The sequence below is a fragment of the Halomonas denitrificans genome (assembly GCF_003056305.1).
Classification (GTDB): domain Bacteria; phylum Pseudomonadota; class Gammaproteobacteria; order Pseudomonadales; family Halomonadaceae; genus Halomonas; species Halomonas denitrificans.
Genome location: NZ_PYVX01000004.1, coordinates 127989 through 142547 on the forward strand (window position 1 = coordinate 127989; position 14559 = coordinate 142547).

Annotated in this window: 14 protein-coding genes; 4 read left to right on the forward strand and 10 right to left on the reverse strand. The window is 69.1% G+C overall.

Annotated features, from left to right (window positions below; genetic code table 11):
* Positions 1-22: 22 nt before the first annotated feature.
* Positions 23-349 carry a hypothetical protein gene (locus C9F13_RS12265; RefSeq protein WP_157955197.1) on the reverse strand — a complete coding sequence of 109 codons (327 nt, stop codon included), beginning with the start codon at positions 347-349 and terminating at the stop codon, positions 23-25.
* Between the two features lie 132 nt (positions 350-481).
* Here C9F13_RS12265 and C9F13_RS12270 point away from each other — a divergent pair, with 132 nt between their 5' ends.
* Positions 482-1306 (forward strand): carbon-nitrogen hydrolase family protein, encoded by an 825-nt coding sequence (locus tag C9F13_RS12270; protein WP_108446559.1) that lies wholly within the window; start codon positions 482-484, stop codon positions 1304-1306.
* A gap of 119 nt (positions 1307-1425) precedes the next feature.
* Here C9F13_RS12270 and C9F13_RS12275 read toward each other — a convergent pair whose 3' ends face one another.
* The 7 genes from C9F13_RS12275 to C9F13_RS12305 all read right to left on the reverse strand — a co-directional run bounded on the left by C9F13_RS12275 (position 1426) and on the right by C9F13_RS12305 (position 9331).
* Positions 1426-1767: a TRAP transporter large permease subunit gene (locus tag C9F13_RS12275; protein WP_245888776.1), complete on the reverse strand. Its 342-nt coding sequence runs from the start codon at positions 1765-1767 to the stop codon at positions 1426-1428.
* 207 nt (positions 1768-1974) lie between these two features.
* A complete protein-coding gene (locus tag C9F13_RS12280) occupies positions 1975-3180 on the reverse strand; it encodes a CaiB/BaiF CoA transferase family protein (RefSeq protein WP_108446560.1) in 1206 nt (401 codons plus the stop codon).
* 37 nt (positions 3181-3217) lie between these two features.
* On the reverse strand, positions 3218-4399 hold the full coding sequence (locus C9F13_RS12285) for an acyl-CoA dehydrogenase (protein WP_108446561.1): 1182 nt from the start codon (positions 4397-4399) through the stop codon (positions 3218-3220).
* 111 nt (positions 4400-4510) lie between these two features.
* Positions 4511-5899, reverse strand: coding sequence for an MATE family efflux transporter (locus C9F13_RS12290; RefSeq protein ID WP_108446562.1), 1389 nt, complete (start codon positions 5897-5899; stop codon positions 4511-4513).
* A gap of 100 nt (positions 5900-5999) precedes the next feature.
* Positions 6000-6911, reverse strand: coding sequence for a 3-hydroxyisobutyrate dehydrogenase (gene mmsB, locus C9F13_RS12295; RefSeq protein WP_108446563.1), 912 nt, complete (start codon positions 6909-6911; stop codon positions 6000-6002).
* Positions 6912-6972: 61 nt separating this feature from the next.
* A complete protein-coding gene (locus C9F13_RS12300; protein WP_108446564.1) occupies positions 6973-8127 on the reverse strand; it encodes an enoyl-CoA hydratase/isomerase family protein in 1155 nt (384 codons plus the stop codon).
* Positions 8128-8164: 37 nt separating this feature from the next.
* The gene (locus C9F13_RS12305; RefSeq protein ID WP_108446565.1) at positions 8165-9331 is read right to left on the reverse strand and encodes an acyl-CoA dehydrogenase family protein; all 1167 of its coding nucleotides are present in this window, start codon (positions 9329-9331) and stop codon (positions 8165-8167) included.
* Between the two features lie 224 nt (positions 9332-9555).
* On the opposite strand from C9F13_RS12305, the gene C9F13_RS12310 reads away from it, so the two are divergent.
* Positions 9556-9999: a MerR family transcriptional regulator gene (locus tag C9F13_RS12310; RefSeq protein ID WP_108446566.1), complete on the forward strand. Its 444-nt coding sequence runs from the start codon at positions 9556-9558 to the stop codon at positions 9997-9999.
* 111 nt (positions 10000-10110) lie between these two features.
* Entirely contained in the window at positions 10111-11802 is a 1692-nt protein-coding gene (locus tag C9F13_RS12315; protein ID WP_108446567.1) for an AMP-binding protein, read from the forward strand.
* A 109-nt stretch (positions 11803-11911) separates the two neighbouring features.
* On the opposite strand, the gene C9F13_RS12320 is transcribed toward C9F13_RS12315, so the two are convergent.
* Both C9F13_RS12320 and nagZ read right to left on the reverse strand, forming a co-directional pair.
* A complete protein-coding gene (locus C9F13_RS12320; protein WP_108446568.1) occupies positions 11912-12490 on the reverse strand; it encodes a hypoxanthine-guanine phosphoribosyltransferase in 579 nt (192 codons plus the stop codon).
* Between the two features lie 52 nt (positions 12491-12542).
* Entirely contained in the window at positions 12543-13556 is a 1014-nt protein-coding gene (nagZ, locus tag C9F13_RS12325) for a beta-N-acetylhexosaminidase (protein ID WP_108446569.1), read from the reverse strand.
* 146 nt (positions 13557-13702) lie between these two features.
* Here nagZ and C9F13_RS12330 point away from each other — a divergent pair, with 146 nt between their 5' ends.
* On the forward strand, positions 13703-14554 hold the full coding sequence (locus tag C9F13_RS12330; protein ID WP_108446570.1) for a prepilin peptidase: 852 nt from the start codon (positions 13703-13705) through the stop codon (positions 14552-14554).
* Positions 14555-14559: the final 5 nt, after the last annotated feature.

The window sequence follows — 14559 nt, forward strand, 5'->3', positions numbered from 1 at the left end:
GGGCAGCCACGAGGGCACGGCATCATCGCGATGGCGGCCGGCGCCTCCACCCCAGGTCGCGAACGGCCCTAGCGCGGCAGGGCGCGAAAGACGCCGTTCTCCGGGTCGATGTGATTGCGATGCGCGCCTCGATCTCCGGGTCCTTCTCGTCGGCGTCCGCTTCATGGATGCCGCAGCGCTTGAGGGCGGCGCGATGGCTGACGTGCTTGCCGAGGTAGGAGAACACCACGCGCTGGCTGACCGGCTCACGCGAGTCCGTGCCCGAGACGCCCGGCAGCAGCCCGGAGAGGCGCCACACCTTGTTCTTGCAGATGGGAGAGAGGATCAGGTGGAGCAGCTCGTTCTTCATGAACGGCTCGTCACCGGAGACAGAGATCCGATGGCTCAGGCCGAGCACCATGCCCTTGAGCGTGTGGATGAAGCCATCGCTCCTTAAACAGGGGATTTTACCCGACATCGACCGTAACGGAGCCGCATCGGTATGCGCATACTCGCCGCACAGATTCACATCCCTGCCATCGACACCCGAGAGAAGCAGCGCGCCCACGTCGACTCGGTGATCGACCGGCTCGGCGAACAGATACGAGCGCAGCCGGTCGACCTGATCGTCCTGCCGGAACTGGCGACGATGGAGTACTCGAAGGAGAACTTCCAGCGGATCGACGAGTTCGCCGAGCCCCTCGAGGGCGAGTTCTACGCGCGCTTTGCCGCCTTCTGCCGCGAGCACCGGGTGGCGGTCTGCTATGGCACGCCCCGCCGCGAAGGCGACCGGACCTACATCAGCCAGGTCGTGATCGACCGCCATGGCGACTACCTGACCCACTACGACAAGATGCACACGGCCGAGTACGGCGACTCCCACGAGTTCAAATACTTCACCCGTGGCGACCAGCTCTCCGTCTTCGAGATCGACGGCGTCAGGGCGGGCATCATCATCTGCTACGACATGCGCTTCCCCGAGCTCTCCCGCCGCCTCTGCCGGGAGCTGAACGTCGACGTCATCCTGCACCCCGTGGCCTTCTCGAAGGACCTCTCCTTCCACTCCTGGCGGCAGTTCGTCACCACGCGAGCCCTGGAGAACCAGGTCTACTTCCTGAGCGTCAACCGCAGCGGCCCGAGTTTCGGCCAGTCGATGCTCTGCCCTCCCTGGATCGATGACACGGTGCCTCCCACGGTGCTGGGAGACGAGGAGGCCTTCCAGGTCGTCACCATCGACCGCGAGGTCATCGCCGACGTGCGCGCGCGACTGCCCTTCCGCAAGGACGTGCTGGCCGACTACGACAGCCTCGCCGTGCGCGGCGCCTGACCCCCTCGACGCCGAAAAAAGCCCCCTCCCAGGCGCCTGGAAGGGGGCTTTTCACGTCTTGATCTTTCACGCCTCGCGGGTGTCGAGGCCAGGCATGGGAGTTCCCATGCCCGCAGTCATCACCCCAGCAGCAGCTCAGGCAGGAACAGCGCCAGTTCGGGAATGAAGGTGGTCAGCATCAGCGTCGGCAGCCAGGCGAACACGATCAGGATCAGCGTCGGCTTGAGCATCTCGTTGACGGGCGTGGCGGTCACCTGCGACCCCAGATAGAGCAGGGGCGTGGTCGGCGGGGTGATGTTGGCCATTCCCAGGTTCACACCCAGTACGGCCGCGAAGTGGATCGGGTCCATGCCCACGCCCTGCACGATGGGCAGCAGCAGCGGCGCCCGACGGTTTGCATAAAGCCCGTTGAATGCGGCCTCCCCCGATTCCCGAAACACAGTAGTCTTGCGGGTGCGCACGCTTCAATTTCGCTACCCCTTCACACCTGACGCTTTTTTATGCTCCATGTGCATCTTTCTGCATGCATTGCATGACGAATTCGACCCTGGTCGTGCCCATCGGGGCCTCGGGCGTCGACACCGACGCTCCCAGCACCCTGGAGGAAACGAAAACGCCACCGCAGGCGTCTGCGGTGGCGTCGTTGAACGGGGGTGGCGCGGTGGCCGTCAGCGCACGATGCCCTCTCGCCGGAGCCGGGCGATGTCCTCCGCCGTCAGTCCCATCTCGGCGAGGATGGCGTCGCTGTCCTGGCCGAGCCGGGGCGGCGCGACCTCGCTGGTGAGCGCCTCGCCATCGAAGCGCAGCGGGTTCGCCACCTGGGGCACTCGCCGGCCGTCCTGATCGATCGTCCGCCGCAGGCCGCGATGGCGCACCTGGGGGTCGTCGAACACTTCGGTCAGGGAATTGATGGGGCCTGCCGGGATGCCGCGCACCTCCAGTTCGGCGAGCCAGGCGTCGCGCTCGCCATCCAGCAGCCGCGACTGGATCATCGCCACCAGCACCTCGCGGTTGTCGACGCGCGCGGCGTTGGTGGCATAGGCGGGATCCTCCGCCCACTCGGGATGCCCCAGCAGCTTGGCCAGGCGCGCGAACTGGCTGTCGTTGCCCACGGTGAGCACCAGATGGCCGTCGGCGCAGGCGAAGGCCTGGTAGGGCACGATATTGGGATGGGCATTGCCGTGCCGCGCTGGCGATGCGCCGCTGGTCAGGGCATTGAGCGCCTGGTTGGCGAGCGTGGCGACCTGAACGTCGAGCAGCGCCACGTCGATGTGGCGCCCCCTCCCCGTTCGCCCGCGCTCGTGAAGGGCCGCCAGCACCCCGACCGCAGCGTAGAGACCGGTCATCACGTCGGTGATCGCCACACCGGTCTTCATCGGCATGCCGTCGGGCTCGCCGGTGAGGCTCATCAGCCCGCCCATGGCCTGGATCATGAAGTCGTAGCCGGCGCGATGGGCGTAGGGGCCGTCCTGGCCGAAGCCGGTGATCGAGCAGCCGATCAGGCGCGGGTTGAGGGCCTTGAGGCTCGGGTAGTCGAGGCCGTACTTCTTAAGCCCCCCGACCTTGAAATTCTCGAGCAGGATGTCGGCGCCCTTGGCGAGCTCCCTGACCAGGGCCTGGCCGCCTTCGCTGGCGATGTCGACCGCCAGCGACTGCTTGCCGCGATTGGCGCAGAGGTAGTAGGCCGCCTGGCGCTCGGCGCCCTGGTCGCCGTCGAGCCAGGGCGGGCCCCAGCCGCGGGTATCGTCGCCGCGCGTGGGGTGCTCGACCTTGATCACCCGGGCGCCCAGGTCGGCCAGCAGCTGGCCGGCCCAGGGCCCGGCCAGCACCCGCGACAGATCCAGCACCACGACACCGTCGAGGGGTCGACTCATCACGGACTCCTTAGCAAGAGAGGGCGAGCCGTCACGCTCAGCCGGTGAAGGCCTGGATGCCGGTCTGGGCACGCCCGAGGATCAGGGCGTGGACGTCATGGGTGCCCTCGTAGGTGTTCACCGCCTCGAGGTTCATGACGTGGCGGATGACGTGGTACTCGTCGCTGATGCCGTTGCCCCCGTGCATGTCGCGGGCCACCCGGGCGATGTCCAGCGCCTTGCCGCAGTTGTTGCGCTTGATCAGCGAGATTGCCTCGGGCACCAGCTGGTCCTCGTCGATCATCCGTCCCACCCGCAGCGCCGCCTGCAGGCCCAGGGCGATCTCGGTCTGCATATCGGCGAGCTTCTTCTGGATCAGCTGGTTGGCGGCCAGGGGGCGGCCGAACTGCTTGCGCTCCAGGGTGTAGTCGCGGGCGGCGTGCCAGCAGGCCTCGGCGGCGCCCATGGTGCCCCAGGCGATGCCGTAGCGGGCACGGTTGAGGCAGGAGAACGGGCCCTTGAGCCCCTTGACGCCGGGCAGGCGGGCGTCGTCGCCGACCTCCACGTCCTGCATGGCGATCTGGCCGGTGACGGAGGCGCGCAGGCTGAACTTGCCCTCGATCTTGGGCGCGGAGAGCCCCTTCATCCCCTTCTCGAGGATGAAGCCGTTGACCACGCCCTCCTCGTCCCGGGCCCAGACCACGAAGACGTCGGCGATCGGCGAGTTGGTGATCCAGGTCTTGGTGCCGTTGAGCCGCCAGCCGCCGTCGATGCGGGTGGCGCGGGTGCTCATGCCGCCCGGGTCGGAACCGTGGTCGGGCTCGGTGAGGCCGAACGCCCCCACCCATTCGCCGCTGGCCAGCTTGGGCAGGTACTTCTCGCGCTGGGCCTCGCTGCCGAAGGCGTGGATCGGGTACATCACCAGGCTCGATTGCACGCTCATCGCGCTGCGGTAGCCGGAGTCGACCCGCTCCACCTCGCGGGCGATCAGGCCGTAGCTCACGTAGTTGAGCCCGGCGCCTCCGTAGCCGTCGATGGTCGCGCCGAGCAGGCCCAGCTCGCCCATCTCGTTCATGATCTCGCGATCGAAGCGCTCGTGACGGTTGGCTTCCAGCACCCGCGGCAGGAGCTTCTCCTGGCAGTAGTCATGGGCCGTCTGACGGACCATGCGCTCCTCTTCGCTGAGCTGGTCGATCAGGCGGAGGGGGTCGTCCCAGGTGACGGGGGTGATCTGGCTCATGGGGCTTCCTCGAGTGGCGTGGCATTAATTTCTACATTTTTAACAAATGTAGACCAATAACACCCCGCTGCCAAGCCCGATGCGCCGGCTCGACGCCGGCCGGCGTCCGCGTCAGGGCGCCCGGGGCGAGAGCTGGCGACGGATCTGCCACCAGGCGATCCCCCCGACCAGCAAGTTGGCGGCGAGCACGCCAACGAAGACCCCGCTGCTGCCGGCCAGGCGACCGCCCAGCCAGGCCAGCGGCACGGTGAGCACGAACAGCCGCACCACCGACAGGCGCATGGCCAGCGCCGGCCGGTGCAGGGCATTGAGCGACGAGACCGCGAGGATCACCACGCCCTGGGCGCCGAGCCCCAGGGGGACCCACCACAGGAAACTGCGCAGCACCCCGGCCACCGCGTCGCTCTCGGCATAGCCCTCCACCAGCCAGGGCGCCAGCCCCTGCAGCGCGCCCCACACCAGCAGCTGCCATGCCAGCACGAAGCCGAAGCAGCCGAAGATCGCCCGGCGCACCCGATCATGCTGGCCGGCGCCGGCGTTCTGGCTGACCAGCGGCGAGAGGGTCATGGAGAGCGCCAGCACCACGATCTGGGAGATCGCCTCGATGCGGCTGCCGACACCGTAGCCCGCCACGGCGGCGTGGCCGTGGTCGGCGATGATACGGGTCAAAAGCCCCAGGGCGATGGGCGTGAAGACGCTGGTGAGCGCCGCCGGCCCGGCGATGCGACCGAGCTCCCGCCAGGAGGCGGCCAGTCCCTTGAGGTCGAGGTCGGCCAGGTCGAAGAGCGCGCGCAGCTCGCGATGGCAGAGCAGGACCGCCGTCATCAGCCCCCAGCTGAGCACGGTGGCGAGCGCCGCCCCGCTGACGCCGAGCGCCGGGAAGGGCCCGGCGCCGAAGATCAGCCACCAGTCGAGCAGCACGTTGATGCCGGCGGCCAGCGCCATCATCAGCCCCTGGGTGGCGGTGTTGCCGTGGGCGCGCAGGATGCTGTTCAGCACCCTGGGGACGATCATCGCGGCCGCACCCAGGTACCAGAGGCCCATGTAGTCGCGGATATGGGGCATCAGCACGTCATCGGCGCCCATCAGGCGAAACAGCGGCTCCAGGGTCGCGAGCCCCAGCACGGTCATGGCGACGCCGACCACCGCCGCCAGCAGGGCCGCATCGGTGGCGCGGCGGCGCACCGTCGCAAGCTCGCCCTGCCCCAGCCGACGCGCCACCACCGCAGAAGTGCCGATGCCCAGGCCAATGGCCAGGCTGATCACCGTGAACACCACCGGGAAGGTGAAGGAGACCGCCGCCAGCTCCTCGGTGCCGAGCCGGGAGATGAACCAGGCATCCACCAGGTTGAAGCTCAGCATGGCGAGCATGCCGACCACCACCGGCAGGCTCTTGCGCAGCAGGGTCGCCGCGATGGGCCCCTCGAGCAGCTCGCGGCGCGCGGGACGCGACGCCCGGGAGGCGGAGGGCGAAGAGGGAGAGGAAGGGGGTACGCTCATGCAGGCTCTCGACGGGAAACGGGCACGAGAGTGTGCCCGTTTTCGCCACGGCCGTGTAGGCGCGGGTCGCGCCGCATCCTGGCGGCGGCCGGGGCCCGCGCTACGACTTGCCCTGATCCTCCCCCTGGCGATAGAGGGTCTGGATGCTGGAGAAGTCGAGCCGGCCGCTGCCCTGGGCGCTGTGCAGGGCGAAGAGGTTGCGCGCCTGGGAGCCCATCGGCACGCTGGACTTCGAGCCCAGCGCCAGCTCCCAGGCGAGCCCCAGGTCCTTGGCCATCAGGTCGGTCAAAAAGCCGCCCTGGTAGTCCCGGGAGGCCGCCGAGCCCTCCATCACCCCGGGCCAGGGGTTGTAGACGTTGAGCGCCCAGTTGCCGCCACTGCTCTGCTTCATGATCTCGGAGAGTACCGCCGGATCCATGCCGTTCTTCACGCCCAGGGCCAGCGCCTCGGCAGTGCCCGACATCAGGATGCCGAGCAGCATGTTGTTGCAGATCTTGGCCACCTGGCCGGCGCCGCTCTCGCCGGCATGGAAGATGTTCTTGCCCATCGCCTCGAGCAGCGGCCTGGCCTGCTCGAAGCCGGCCGCCTCCCCGCCGACGATGAAGGTCAGGGTGCCGGCCTTGGCGCCCCCCACCCCGCCGGAGACCGGGGCATCCAGGTAGGTGAAGCCGCGCTCGGCGGCGGCGGTGCCCACCAGGCGCGCATCGTCCGGCGCGATGGTCGAGGAGTCGATCAAAAGCGGCCGGTGCTCCAGGGCGTCGAGCAGGCCCGGCGCACCGTCGCGTCCGAGATAAAGGCTCTGCACGTGGGCCCCGGCCGGCAGCATGGAGACGACCACCTCGGCCTCCGAGGCCGCGGCCTCGGCACTGGCGGCGCGACTCGCACCCTCGGCTTCCAGGGCCTGGATGGCCTCTTCCACCAGGTCGAAGACGGTCACGTCGTGCCCGGCCTTGAGCAGGTTGATGGCCATGGGGGCGCCCATGTTGCCGAGGCCGATAAAGGCGATGTTCATTGGCGTGGTTCCTGTGTCGTTGTGAGTTGTTCAGGAGCGGCGGAGCGCAGGCGCGAGGGACTCAGCCCACGCGCTGGCCGACGCCCAGGTCGCGAAGCGGGTGCTCCTCGGCGGACCAGCGCGCGCGCATCAGCGCCTGGATATCGGCCTCGGGCACCTCGGCCACCGCGGCGTGGGACCAGCGCGGCGCCTTGTCCTTGTCGATCAGCAGGGCGCGCACCCCCTCGACGAAGTCCCCCTGCCGGCAGCACTGCACCGAGAGGCTGAGCTCCTCGCGGAAGGCATCGGCGAGGCTCGTGTGGGCGTGACGCTCGAGCATGCGCCACACCAGCTGGGCACTCACCGGGCAGCCGGCCTCGAGCCGCGCCCGGTTGGCGGCGAGCCAGGAATCCTCGCTGGCGTCACGCAGGATGCGCTTGACGGCGCTGGCGGCGTCGACGCGCCCCACCAGCGACTGGAGGTGATCGAGGTGCGGCCACACCTGGGCCGGCGGTGCCACGCCGCGATCCTCGTGGTCGTCGAGCACCGACTGCACGCCGGCGCGCAGGGCCCGCGGGGCGCGATCCCCGTAGTCGGCCTCCTGCAGCGCGCCGAGCAGCGCCTCGCGACGCTCGCGCGGGATGACGCGATCGGCCAGGCCCAGGTCGAGGGCATCCCGGGCATTGAGCTGGGCGCCGGTGAGGCCCAGGTAGGCGCCCACGCCCGCCGGCATGCGCCCCAGGAACCAGCTCGCGCCGATGTCGGGATAGAGCCCGATGGTGATCTCCGGCATGGCGATGCGGGTGGTCTCGGTGGCCAGGCGCTGGAAGCCGCCGGCCATCAGGCCGAGCCCGCCGCCCATGACGATGCCGTCGCCCCACACCATCAGCGGCTTGGGGTAGGTGTGAATGCGGTAGTCGAGGCGGTACTCCGCGCTGAAGTAGGTCTCGGCGAACAGGCCGTCGCGCCCGGCGCCACGGTTCTCGCCGTCCTCGGTCAGCGAGCGGTAGAGGGCCACCACGTCGCCGCCGGCACAGAAGGCCTTGTCGCCGCTGCCCTCGAGCCACACCGCCACCACGCTGCGGTCGACCGCCCAGGCGTCGAGCTTGGCCTCGAGCTGGTGGATCATCTCCAGCGACAGGGCGTTGAGCGACTTCGGGGCATTGAGGGTGGCCACGCCGATACGGCCGCCGTCGCGGGTAGGCAGCTCGTCGAAGAGCACTGCAAGGTCCGACATCCGGGAATCTCCTGGCTCAGGTAAGGGAGTGAGGCGGTTACTGGAGCGACTCGATGACGCCGTCGGCCAGCAGGCGGCGGGCGACGATCAGGCGCATGATCTCGTTGGTCCCCTCGAGGATCTGGTGCACCCGGGTATCGCGCACCAGCCGCTCCAGGGGGTATTCCCGAATGTAACCATAGCCGCCGTGCAGTTGCAGGGCCTCGTTGCAGACGTTGAAGCCCATGTCGGTGGCGAAGCGCTTGGCCATGGCGCAGTGGGCGGTCGCCTCGGGATTGCCCTGGTCGAGGCGCCAGGCGGCATGGCGCACCATCAGCCGTGCCGCGGTGAGCTCGCTGGCCATGTCGGCGAGCTTGAACTGCAGGGCCTGGAAGCTCGAGAGCTCGCGACCGAACTGCTTGCGCTCGGCCAGGTAGTCCCGGGAGAGGGTCAGCGCCTGCTGGGCGGCGCCCAGGGAGCAGCTGGCGATGTTCAGCCGTCCGCCGTCGAGGCCCTTCATGGCGAACTTGAAGCCCTCGCCCTCCGCGCCGAGGCGATTGGTGACCGGCACCCGCACGCCGTCGAAGCTGACCAGGCGGGTTGGCTGGCTCTTCCAGCCCATCTTCTCCTCGTTCTTGCCGTACTCGATGCCTGCGGCATCCGCCGGCACCACGAACGCCGAGACGCCGCCGGCGCCGCTGTCGGAGGCGCCGGTGCGCGCCATCACCACCAGCACCTCGGTGGCTCCCGCCCCGGAGATGAACATCTTGCTGCCGGAGATGACGTAGTCGTCGCCGTCGCGCACCGCCTTGGTGCGCAGGCTCGCCGCGTCGGAGCCGGCCCCGGGCTCGGTCAGGCAGTAGGAGCCCAGCGCCTCACCGGCTACCATGGCGGGCACCCAGACTTCGCGCAGGGCGTCGTCGCCCCAGCTGGCGATCATCCAGGTGACCATGTTGTGAATGGTCAGGTAGGCGGTGGTGGCGATGCAGCCCTGGGAGAGCTGTTCGAAGATCAGCGAGGCCTCGAGCCGCGAGAGCCCCAGGCCGCCGTGCTCCTCGGGGGTATAGATGCCGAGAAAGCCCGCCTCGCCCGCCCGGCGGATGACGTCCACCGGGAAGTGGGAGCTCGCGTCCCAGTCGGCCGCATGGTCGGCCAGCTCAGCGCGGGCGAAGTCGGCGGCGGCCGCGGCCAGCGCCTTCTGATCATCGGTCAGGGAGAAGTCCATGGGGGAATCCCTCTTGTTCGGCTTTGGATGAGTGACGATTCGAGGTGGGGGCCGCGCCGCACTGCCCGAGGGCCGATCGCCGGAACCCCAACCTAGCACTTGCTAGGTTTATCCCATATCACCCCATGGTCGAACAAGCACTTTACGTTAACGTCAACCTCGTCTAGTGTTGCCAGACGAGGTGGGAAACCGCCGGTTCACCACCCGGTCACAGGATCAACGTCATGACACAGTCAACCTCCCCGGAGACCGCGAGCGGCCAGGAGGCCCTGCCCCGCCAGCATCGCCAGTACACCATCGGTGAGCTGGCGAAGATGTTCGAGGTCACGCCCCGCACCATCCGCTTCTACGAGCAGGAGGGCCTGCTGGCCCCGCGTCGCGAGGGGCAGAAACGCATCTATCACGAGAAGGACCGGGTACGCCTGAAGCTCACCCTGCGCGGCAAGCGCCTGGGCTTCTCGCTGGGCGAGATCCGCGAGGTGGTGATGATGTACGACGCCATGCCCGACGGGAATGCGCGCCAGCTCAGGCGCCTGCTGGAGATCCTGGCCGAGAAGCGCGCCAACCTCGAGCGCCAGCTGGAGGACATCCGCCTGATGCGCATGGAGCTCGACGACGTGGATCACCGCGCCCGGGAGGTGCTGCGCGGCCTCGGCCACGAGGCCTGAGCCCCGACCACGCCGCCCCGACCGTCGCCGCCTCGATCGCACGCTCACCACGACGTCATCCTGCGTTTCACGTACACCGCCAAAGGCCAACAACAAGAGACGAGAGACTCCATGACACGCCAACATCCCTCGATCAGCTACGTCAGCGGCATCAGCGACACGCCCCTCAAGGGCCAGACCATCGGTGACTGCTTCGACGATACCGTGGCGCGCTTCGCCGAGCGCGACGCCCTGATCAGCCGTCACCAGGGGCTGCGCTACAGCTGGCGGGAGCTGCAGCAGGCGGTCGACCGGGCGGCGCGCGCCCTGCTCGCCCTGGGGGTGAAGAAGGGCGAGCGCGTCGGCATCTGGTCGCCCAACTGTGCCGAATGGACCATCACCCAGTTCGCCACGGCGAAGATCGGCGCCATCCTGGTCAACATCAATCCCAGCTATCGCACCCACGAGCTCGAGTACGCGCTCAAGCAGTCCGGCGCCGCGACGCTGATCCTGCAGGGCGCCTTCAAGAGCTCCGATTACGTGGCGACGCTGGCGGAGCTGGTGCCGGAGCTCCACGAGTCGGCGGCCGGCCCCCTCGCCTGCCAGCGGCTGCCCGACCTAAAGCGGGTGATCTGCCTCGACGAGCAACGCGCCCTGCCCGGCATGCTGACCTGGCCCCGGATGCTCGAGCAGGCCGAGGCGGTCTCCGCCGAGCGGCTGGCCGAGGTCCAGGCCGGCCTGCAGTTCGACGACCCGATCAACATCCAGTACACCTCGGGCACCACCGGCGCGCCCAAGGGCGCCACCCTCTCCCACCACAACATCCTCAACAACGGCTTCTTCGTGGCCCGCACCATGGCCCTCGACGAGACCGACCGCATGGTGATCCCGGTGCCGCTCTATCACTGCTTCGGCATGGTGATGGGCAACCTCGGCTGCGTGACCCACGGCGCCGCCATGATCTACCCCGGCGACGGCTTCGACGCGGGCGAGACCCTGCGCGCGGTGGCCGAGGAGCGTGCCACCACTCTCTATGGGGTGCCGACGATGTTCATCGCCGAGCTGGAGCACCCGGAGTTCGAGGACTTCGACCTCTCCTCGCTGCGCACCGGCATCATGGCCGGCTCGATCTGCCCCATCGAGGTGATGCGCAAGGTCATCGACAAGATGCACATGCAGGACGTCACCATCTGCTACGGCATGACCGAGACCAGCCCGGTGAGCTTCCAGACCCAGACCGATGCCCCGCTGGAGAAGCGCGTCACCACGGTGGGCACCATCCATCCGCATCTGGAGGTCAAGCTGGTCAGCCCCGACACCGGGTCCGTGGTGGCCCGCGGCGAGACCGGCGAGCTCTGCACCCGCGGCTACAGCGTGATGCTCGGCTACTGGGAGAACGAGGAGGCCACCGCCAAGGCCATCGACACGGCCGGCTGGATGCACACCGGCGACCTCGCCACCATGGATGACGAGGGCTACGTGGCGATCGTCGGGCGCATCAAGGACATGATCATCCGCGGCGGCGAGAACATCTACCCGCGCGAGATCGAGGACTTCCTCTACACCCACCCGGCCATCTCCGACGTCCAGGTGATCGGCGTGCCCGACGAGAAGTACGGCGAGGAGGTGATGGCCTGGGTCAAGCTGAGCGAGGGCGAGAGCCTCGACGAGGAGGGCCTCAAGGCCTTCTGCAAGGGCCAGATCGCCCACTACAAGGTGCCGCGCTACGTGAAGTTCGTCGACGCCTTCCCGATGACCGTCACCGGCAAGATCCAGAAGTTCAAGATGCGCGAGGAGGCCACCCACGAGCTGGGACTGGCCTGAGCCGGCGGCGCTTCAACCGCCGAGCGGCACGAAAAAACCCCGCGGGCCAGGTCCGCGGGGTTTTTTTTGTGGTGCGCGATGCGCGACTAGCGCGGCTGACGCGGCCGGATCAGAGCCCCTTGGGCGCGTAGATGCCCGGGGCGTTGCGCCAGTAGCCCTTGTAGTCCATGCCGAAGCCGAAGACGTAGCGGTCGGCGACCTCCAGGCTGCAGTAATCCGCCTTGAGCCCCGGCACCGCCTTGCGCTCGTGCTGCTTGTCGACCAGCACGGCGGTGGAGATGCTCGCCGCCCCGGCCTCGCGGCAGTAGTCGAGGATGGCGGCGAGGGTCGCCCCCTCGTCGAGGATGTCGTCGACGATCACCACGTGGCGCCCGGCCATGGGCACCTCCGGGGAGACGCGCCAGAACAGCTCGCCGCCGCGGATGCCGCCGCGATAGCGGGTGGCGTGGAGGTAGTCGACCTCGACCGGAAAGCCCAGGCGGGTGAGCAGGTGGCCGGTGGTGATCAGCCCGCCGTTCATCACGCAGTAGAAGACCGGCAGCTTGTCGCCCAAGTCGCGGGTGATCTCGTCGGCCATGCGGTCCAGGGCGAGCTCGACCTCGGACTGCGAGATCAGGCAGTCGGCGTTGTCCATGAGCTCGCGCATGTCGTCCAGCGACGGCTGGGCAGAAGTATCGAGTGTGGGCATCGGTTAGCGACTCATCATCGGCAAGTGGAATCGGTGTGGCGGCGCGCCAGCGTCAGCTGGCCGCCAGGGCTTCCAGGTGGGCGTGGACGCGTCGCCAGCGCGACAGCGCGCCCAGCGCCTGCAGCTCCGGACGGGCGCGGGCATAGCGCAGCCGGGAGAGGCGCCTGGCCTGGTGGCCCCGGCAGGCCTCGAGGACCTCGAGGGCCGCGGCGCGGTCGTTGCAGACCAGCAGCATGTCGCAGCCCGCGGCGAGCGCGGCCTTCGCCCGCTCGCCCGGCGAGCCGGCGAAGGCGGCGCCGGCCATGCTCAGGTCGTCGGAGAAGATCGCGCCCTTGAACCCCAGGCTCTCGCGCAGCATCCCGAGCCAGGCCGGCGAGAAGCCGGCCGGGCGGTGATCGAAGGCGGAGTAGACGACATGGGCCGGCATCACGGCGTCGAGACGCGGCGCCAGCCGGGCGAAGGGCACCAGGTCGTGGGCGTGCAGCGCCTCCAGCGGCCGCTCATCCACCGGCAGCTCGTGGTGGGAGTCGGCCGCGACGCCGCCGTGGCCGGGGAAGTGCTTGCCGACGCCGACCATGCCCGCCTCGTGCAGGCCGTCGAGGAAGGCGCGCCCCATGCGGGCCACGGCCTCGGGGTCGGCGGAGAAGCTGCGATCCCCGATCACGCTGGAGGTGCCGCCATCGACGTCGAGCACCGGCGCGAAGGAGAGGTCGAGGCCGCAGGCCGCCATCTCCATGCCCAGCATCCAGCCGGCATCCTGGCAGAGGCGCAGGGTGACCTCGGGCTGGGCGGCGAAGTCGCGCCCCAGACGCCCCATGGCCGGCAGGCGGGTGACCCCCTCGCGCAGGCGCTGGACGCGCCCGCCCTCCTGGTCGACCGCCAGCAGCAGGTCGGGGCGGATGCGGCGGATCTCGTCGCTCAGGGCGCGGACCTGGGCCGCACAGGCGATGTTGCGGGCGAACAGGATCACCCCGCCGACCTCGGGACGCGCCAAGAGCTCGCCCTCCTCGGCGGTCAGGCGCTGCCCCTCCAGATCCAGCATCACCGGTCCGAGCATCTGGGTCATGATCGTGCCCCTGGAAGTAGAAAGGGAGCAGATTCTAGACCAAAGCCGGACGCCAGGACAGCCCGGGCAGGACGTGCAGAGGCCGGGCAATCGCGAGCGTCCCCCGATACAATGGCGCTTTGGAACCGACCGGACAGGAGTCACCCTTGCTCGCCGACCTTCCCCCTTCGCTGCTCTGGCCGCTCGCGGCCGTCCTCGGCCTGTGCCTGGGCAGTTTCCTCAACGTGGTGATCACGCGACTGCCGGTGATGCTGATGCAGGGCTGGCGCGCCGAGGCCCGGGACGCCCTGGAGCTCGAACCGGAAGCGACGCCGCGCTTCAACCTGCTGACGCCCCGCTCGCTCTGCCCGCGCTGCGAGGCGCCCATCGCCTGGCACGACAACATCCCGCTGCTCGGCTGGTTCAAGCGTCGCGGGCGCTGTGCCAGCTGCGCGGCGCCGATCAGCCCCCAGTACCCGCTGGTCGAGCTGGCCGGCGGCGTGCTGTCGCTGACGGTGCTGGCCCTCTTCGGCCCCACGCTCGAGGCCCTGTTCATCCTCGGCGCCTGCCTGACGCTGCTGGCCATGGCGGTCATCGACCTGCGCACCCAGCTGCTGCCGGACCTGCTCACCCTGCCGCTGCTGTGGGCAGGCCTGCTCTATCAGCTGCTCTTCCAGCCGCTGCTGCTGCCCTCGGCGGTGATCGGTGCCATGGCCGGCTACCTGGTGCTGTGGAGCTTCTACTGGCTGTTCAAGCTGGTCACCGGCAAGGAGGGCATGGGCTACGGCGACTTCAAGCTGCTGGCGGCCCTCGGCGCCTGGCTGGGCTGGCAGACCCTGCCCCTGGTGCTGATCCTCTCCGCCGGGGCCGGCGCGCTGGTGGGCATCCTCATCCAGCTGGCGGTGCCGCGCCTGCGGGGCGCCCCCCTGCCCTTCGGCCCCTGGCTGGTGATGGCCGGCTGGCTCGCCCTGCTGGCGGGCGAGCCGCTGATGGCGATCTATACCGGGCTGCTCTACTGACCCCT

Bases quoted from the DNA above. Each gene is read 5' to 3' on its own strand.
- C9F13_RS12265 (WP_157955197.1), bottom strand. From the start codon at position 349: ATGAAGAACGAGCTGCTCCACCTGATCCTCTCTCCCATCTGCAAGAAC.
- C9F13_RS12270 (WP_108446559.1), top strand. From the start codon at position 482: ATGCGCATACTCGCCGCACAGATTCACATCCCTGCCATCGACACCCGA.
- C9F13_RS12280 (WP_108446560.1), bottom strand. From the start codon at position 3,180: ATGAGTCGACCCCTCGACGGTGTCGTGGTGCTGGATCTGTCGCGGGTG.
- C9F13_RS12285 (WP_108446561.1), bottom strand. From the start codon at position 4,399: ATGAGCCAGATCACCCCCGTCACCTGGGACGACCCCCTCCGCCTGATC.
- C9F13_RS12290 (WP_108446562.1), bottom strand. From the start codon at position 5,899: ATGAGCGTACCCCCTTCCTCTCCCTCTTCGCCCTCCGCCTCCCGGGCG.
- mmsB (WP_108446563.1), bottom strand. From the start codon at position 6,911: ATGAACATCGCCTTTATCGGCCTCGGCAACATGGGCGCCCCCATGGCC.
- C9F13_RS12300 (WP_108446564.1), bottom strand. From the start codon at position 8,127: ATGTCGGACCTTGCAGTGCTCTTCGACGAGCTGCCTACCCGCGACGGC.
- C9F13_RS12305 (WP_108446565.1), bottom strand. From the start codon at position 9,331: ATGGACTTCTCCCTGACCGATGATCAGAAGGCGCTGGCCGCGGCCGCC.
- C9F13_RS12310 (WP_108446566.1), top strand. From the start codon at position 9,556: ATGACACAGTCAACCTCCCCGGAGACCGCGAGCGGCCAGGAGGCCCTG.
- C9F13_RS12315 (WP_108446567.1), top strand. From the start codon at position 10,111: ATGACACGCCAACATCCCTCGATCAGCTACGTCAGCGGCATCAGCGAC.
- C9F13_RS12320 (WP_108446568.1), bottom strand. From the start codon at position 12,490: ATGCCCACACTCGATACTTCTGCCCAGCCGTCGCTGGACGACATGCGC.
- nagZ (WP_108446569.1), bottom strand. From the start codon at position 13,556: ATGACCCAGATGCTCGGACCGGTGATGCTGGATCTGGAGGGGCAGCGC.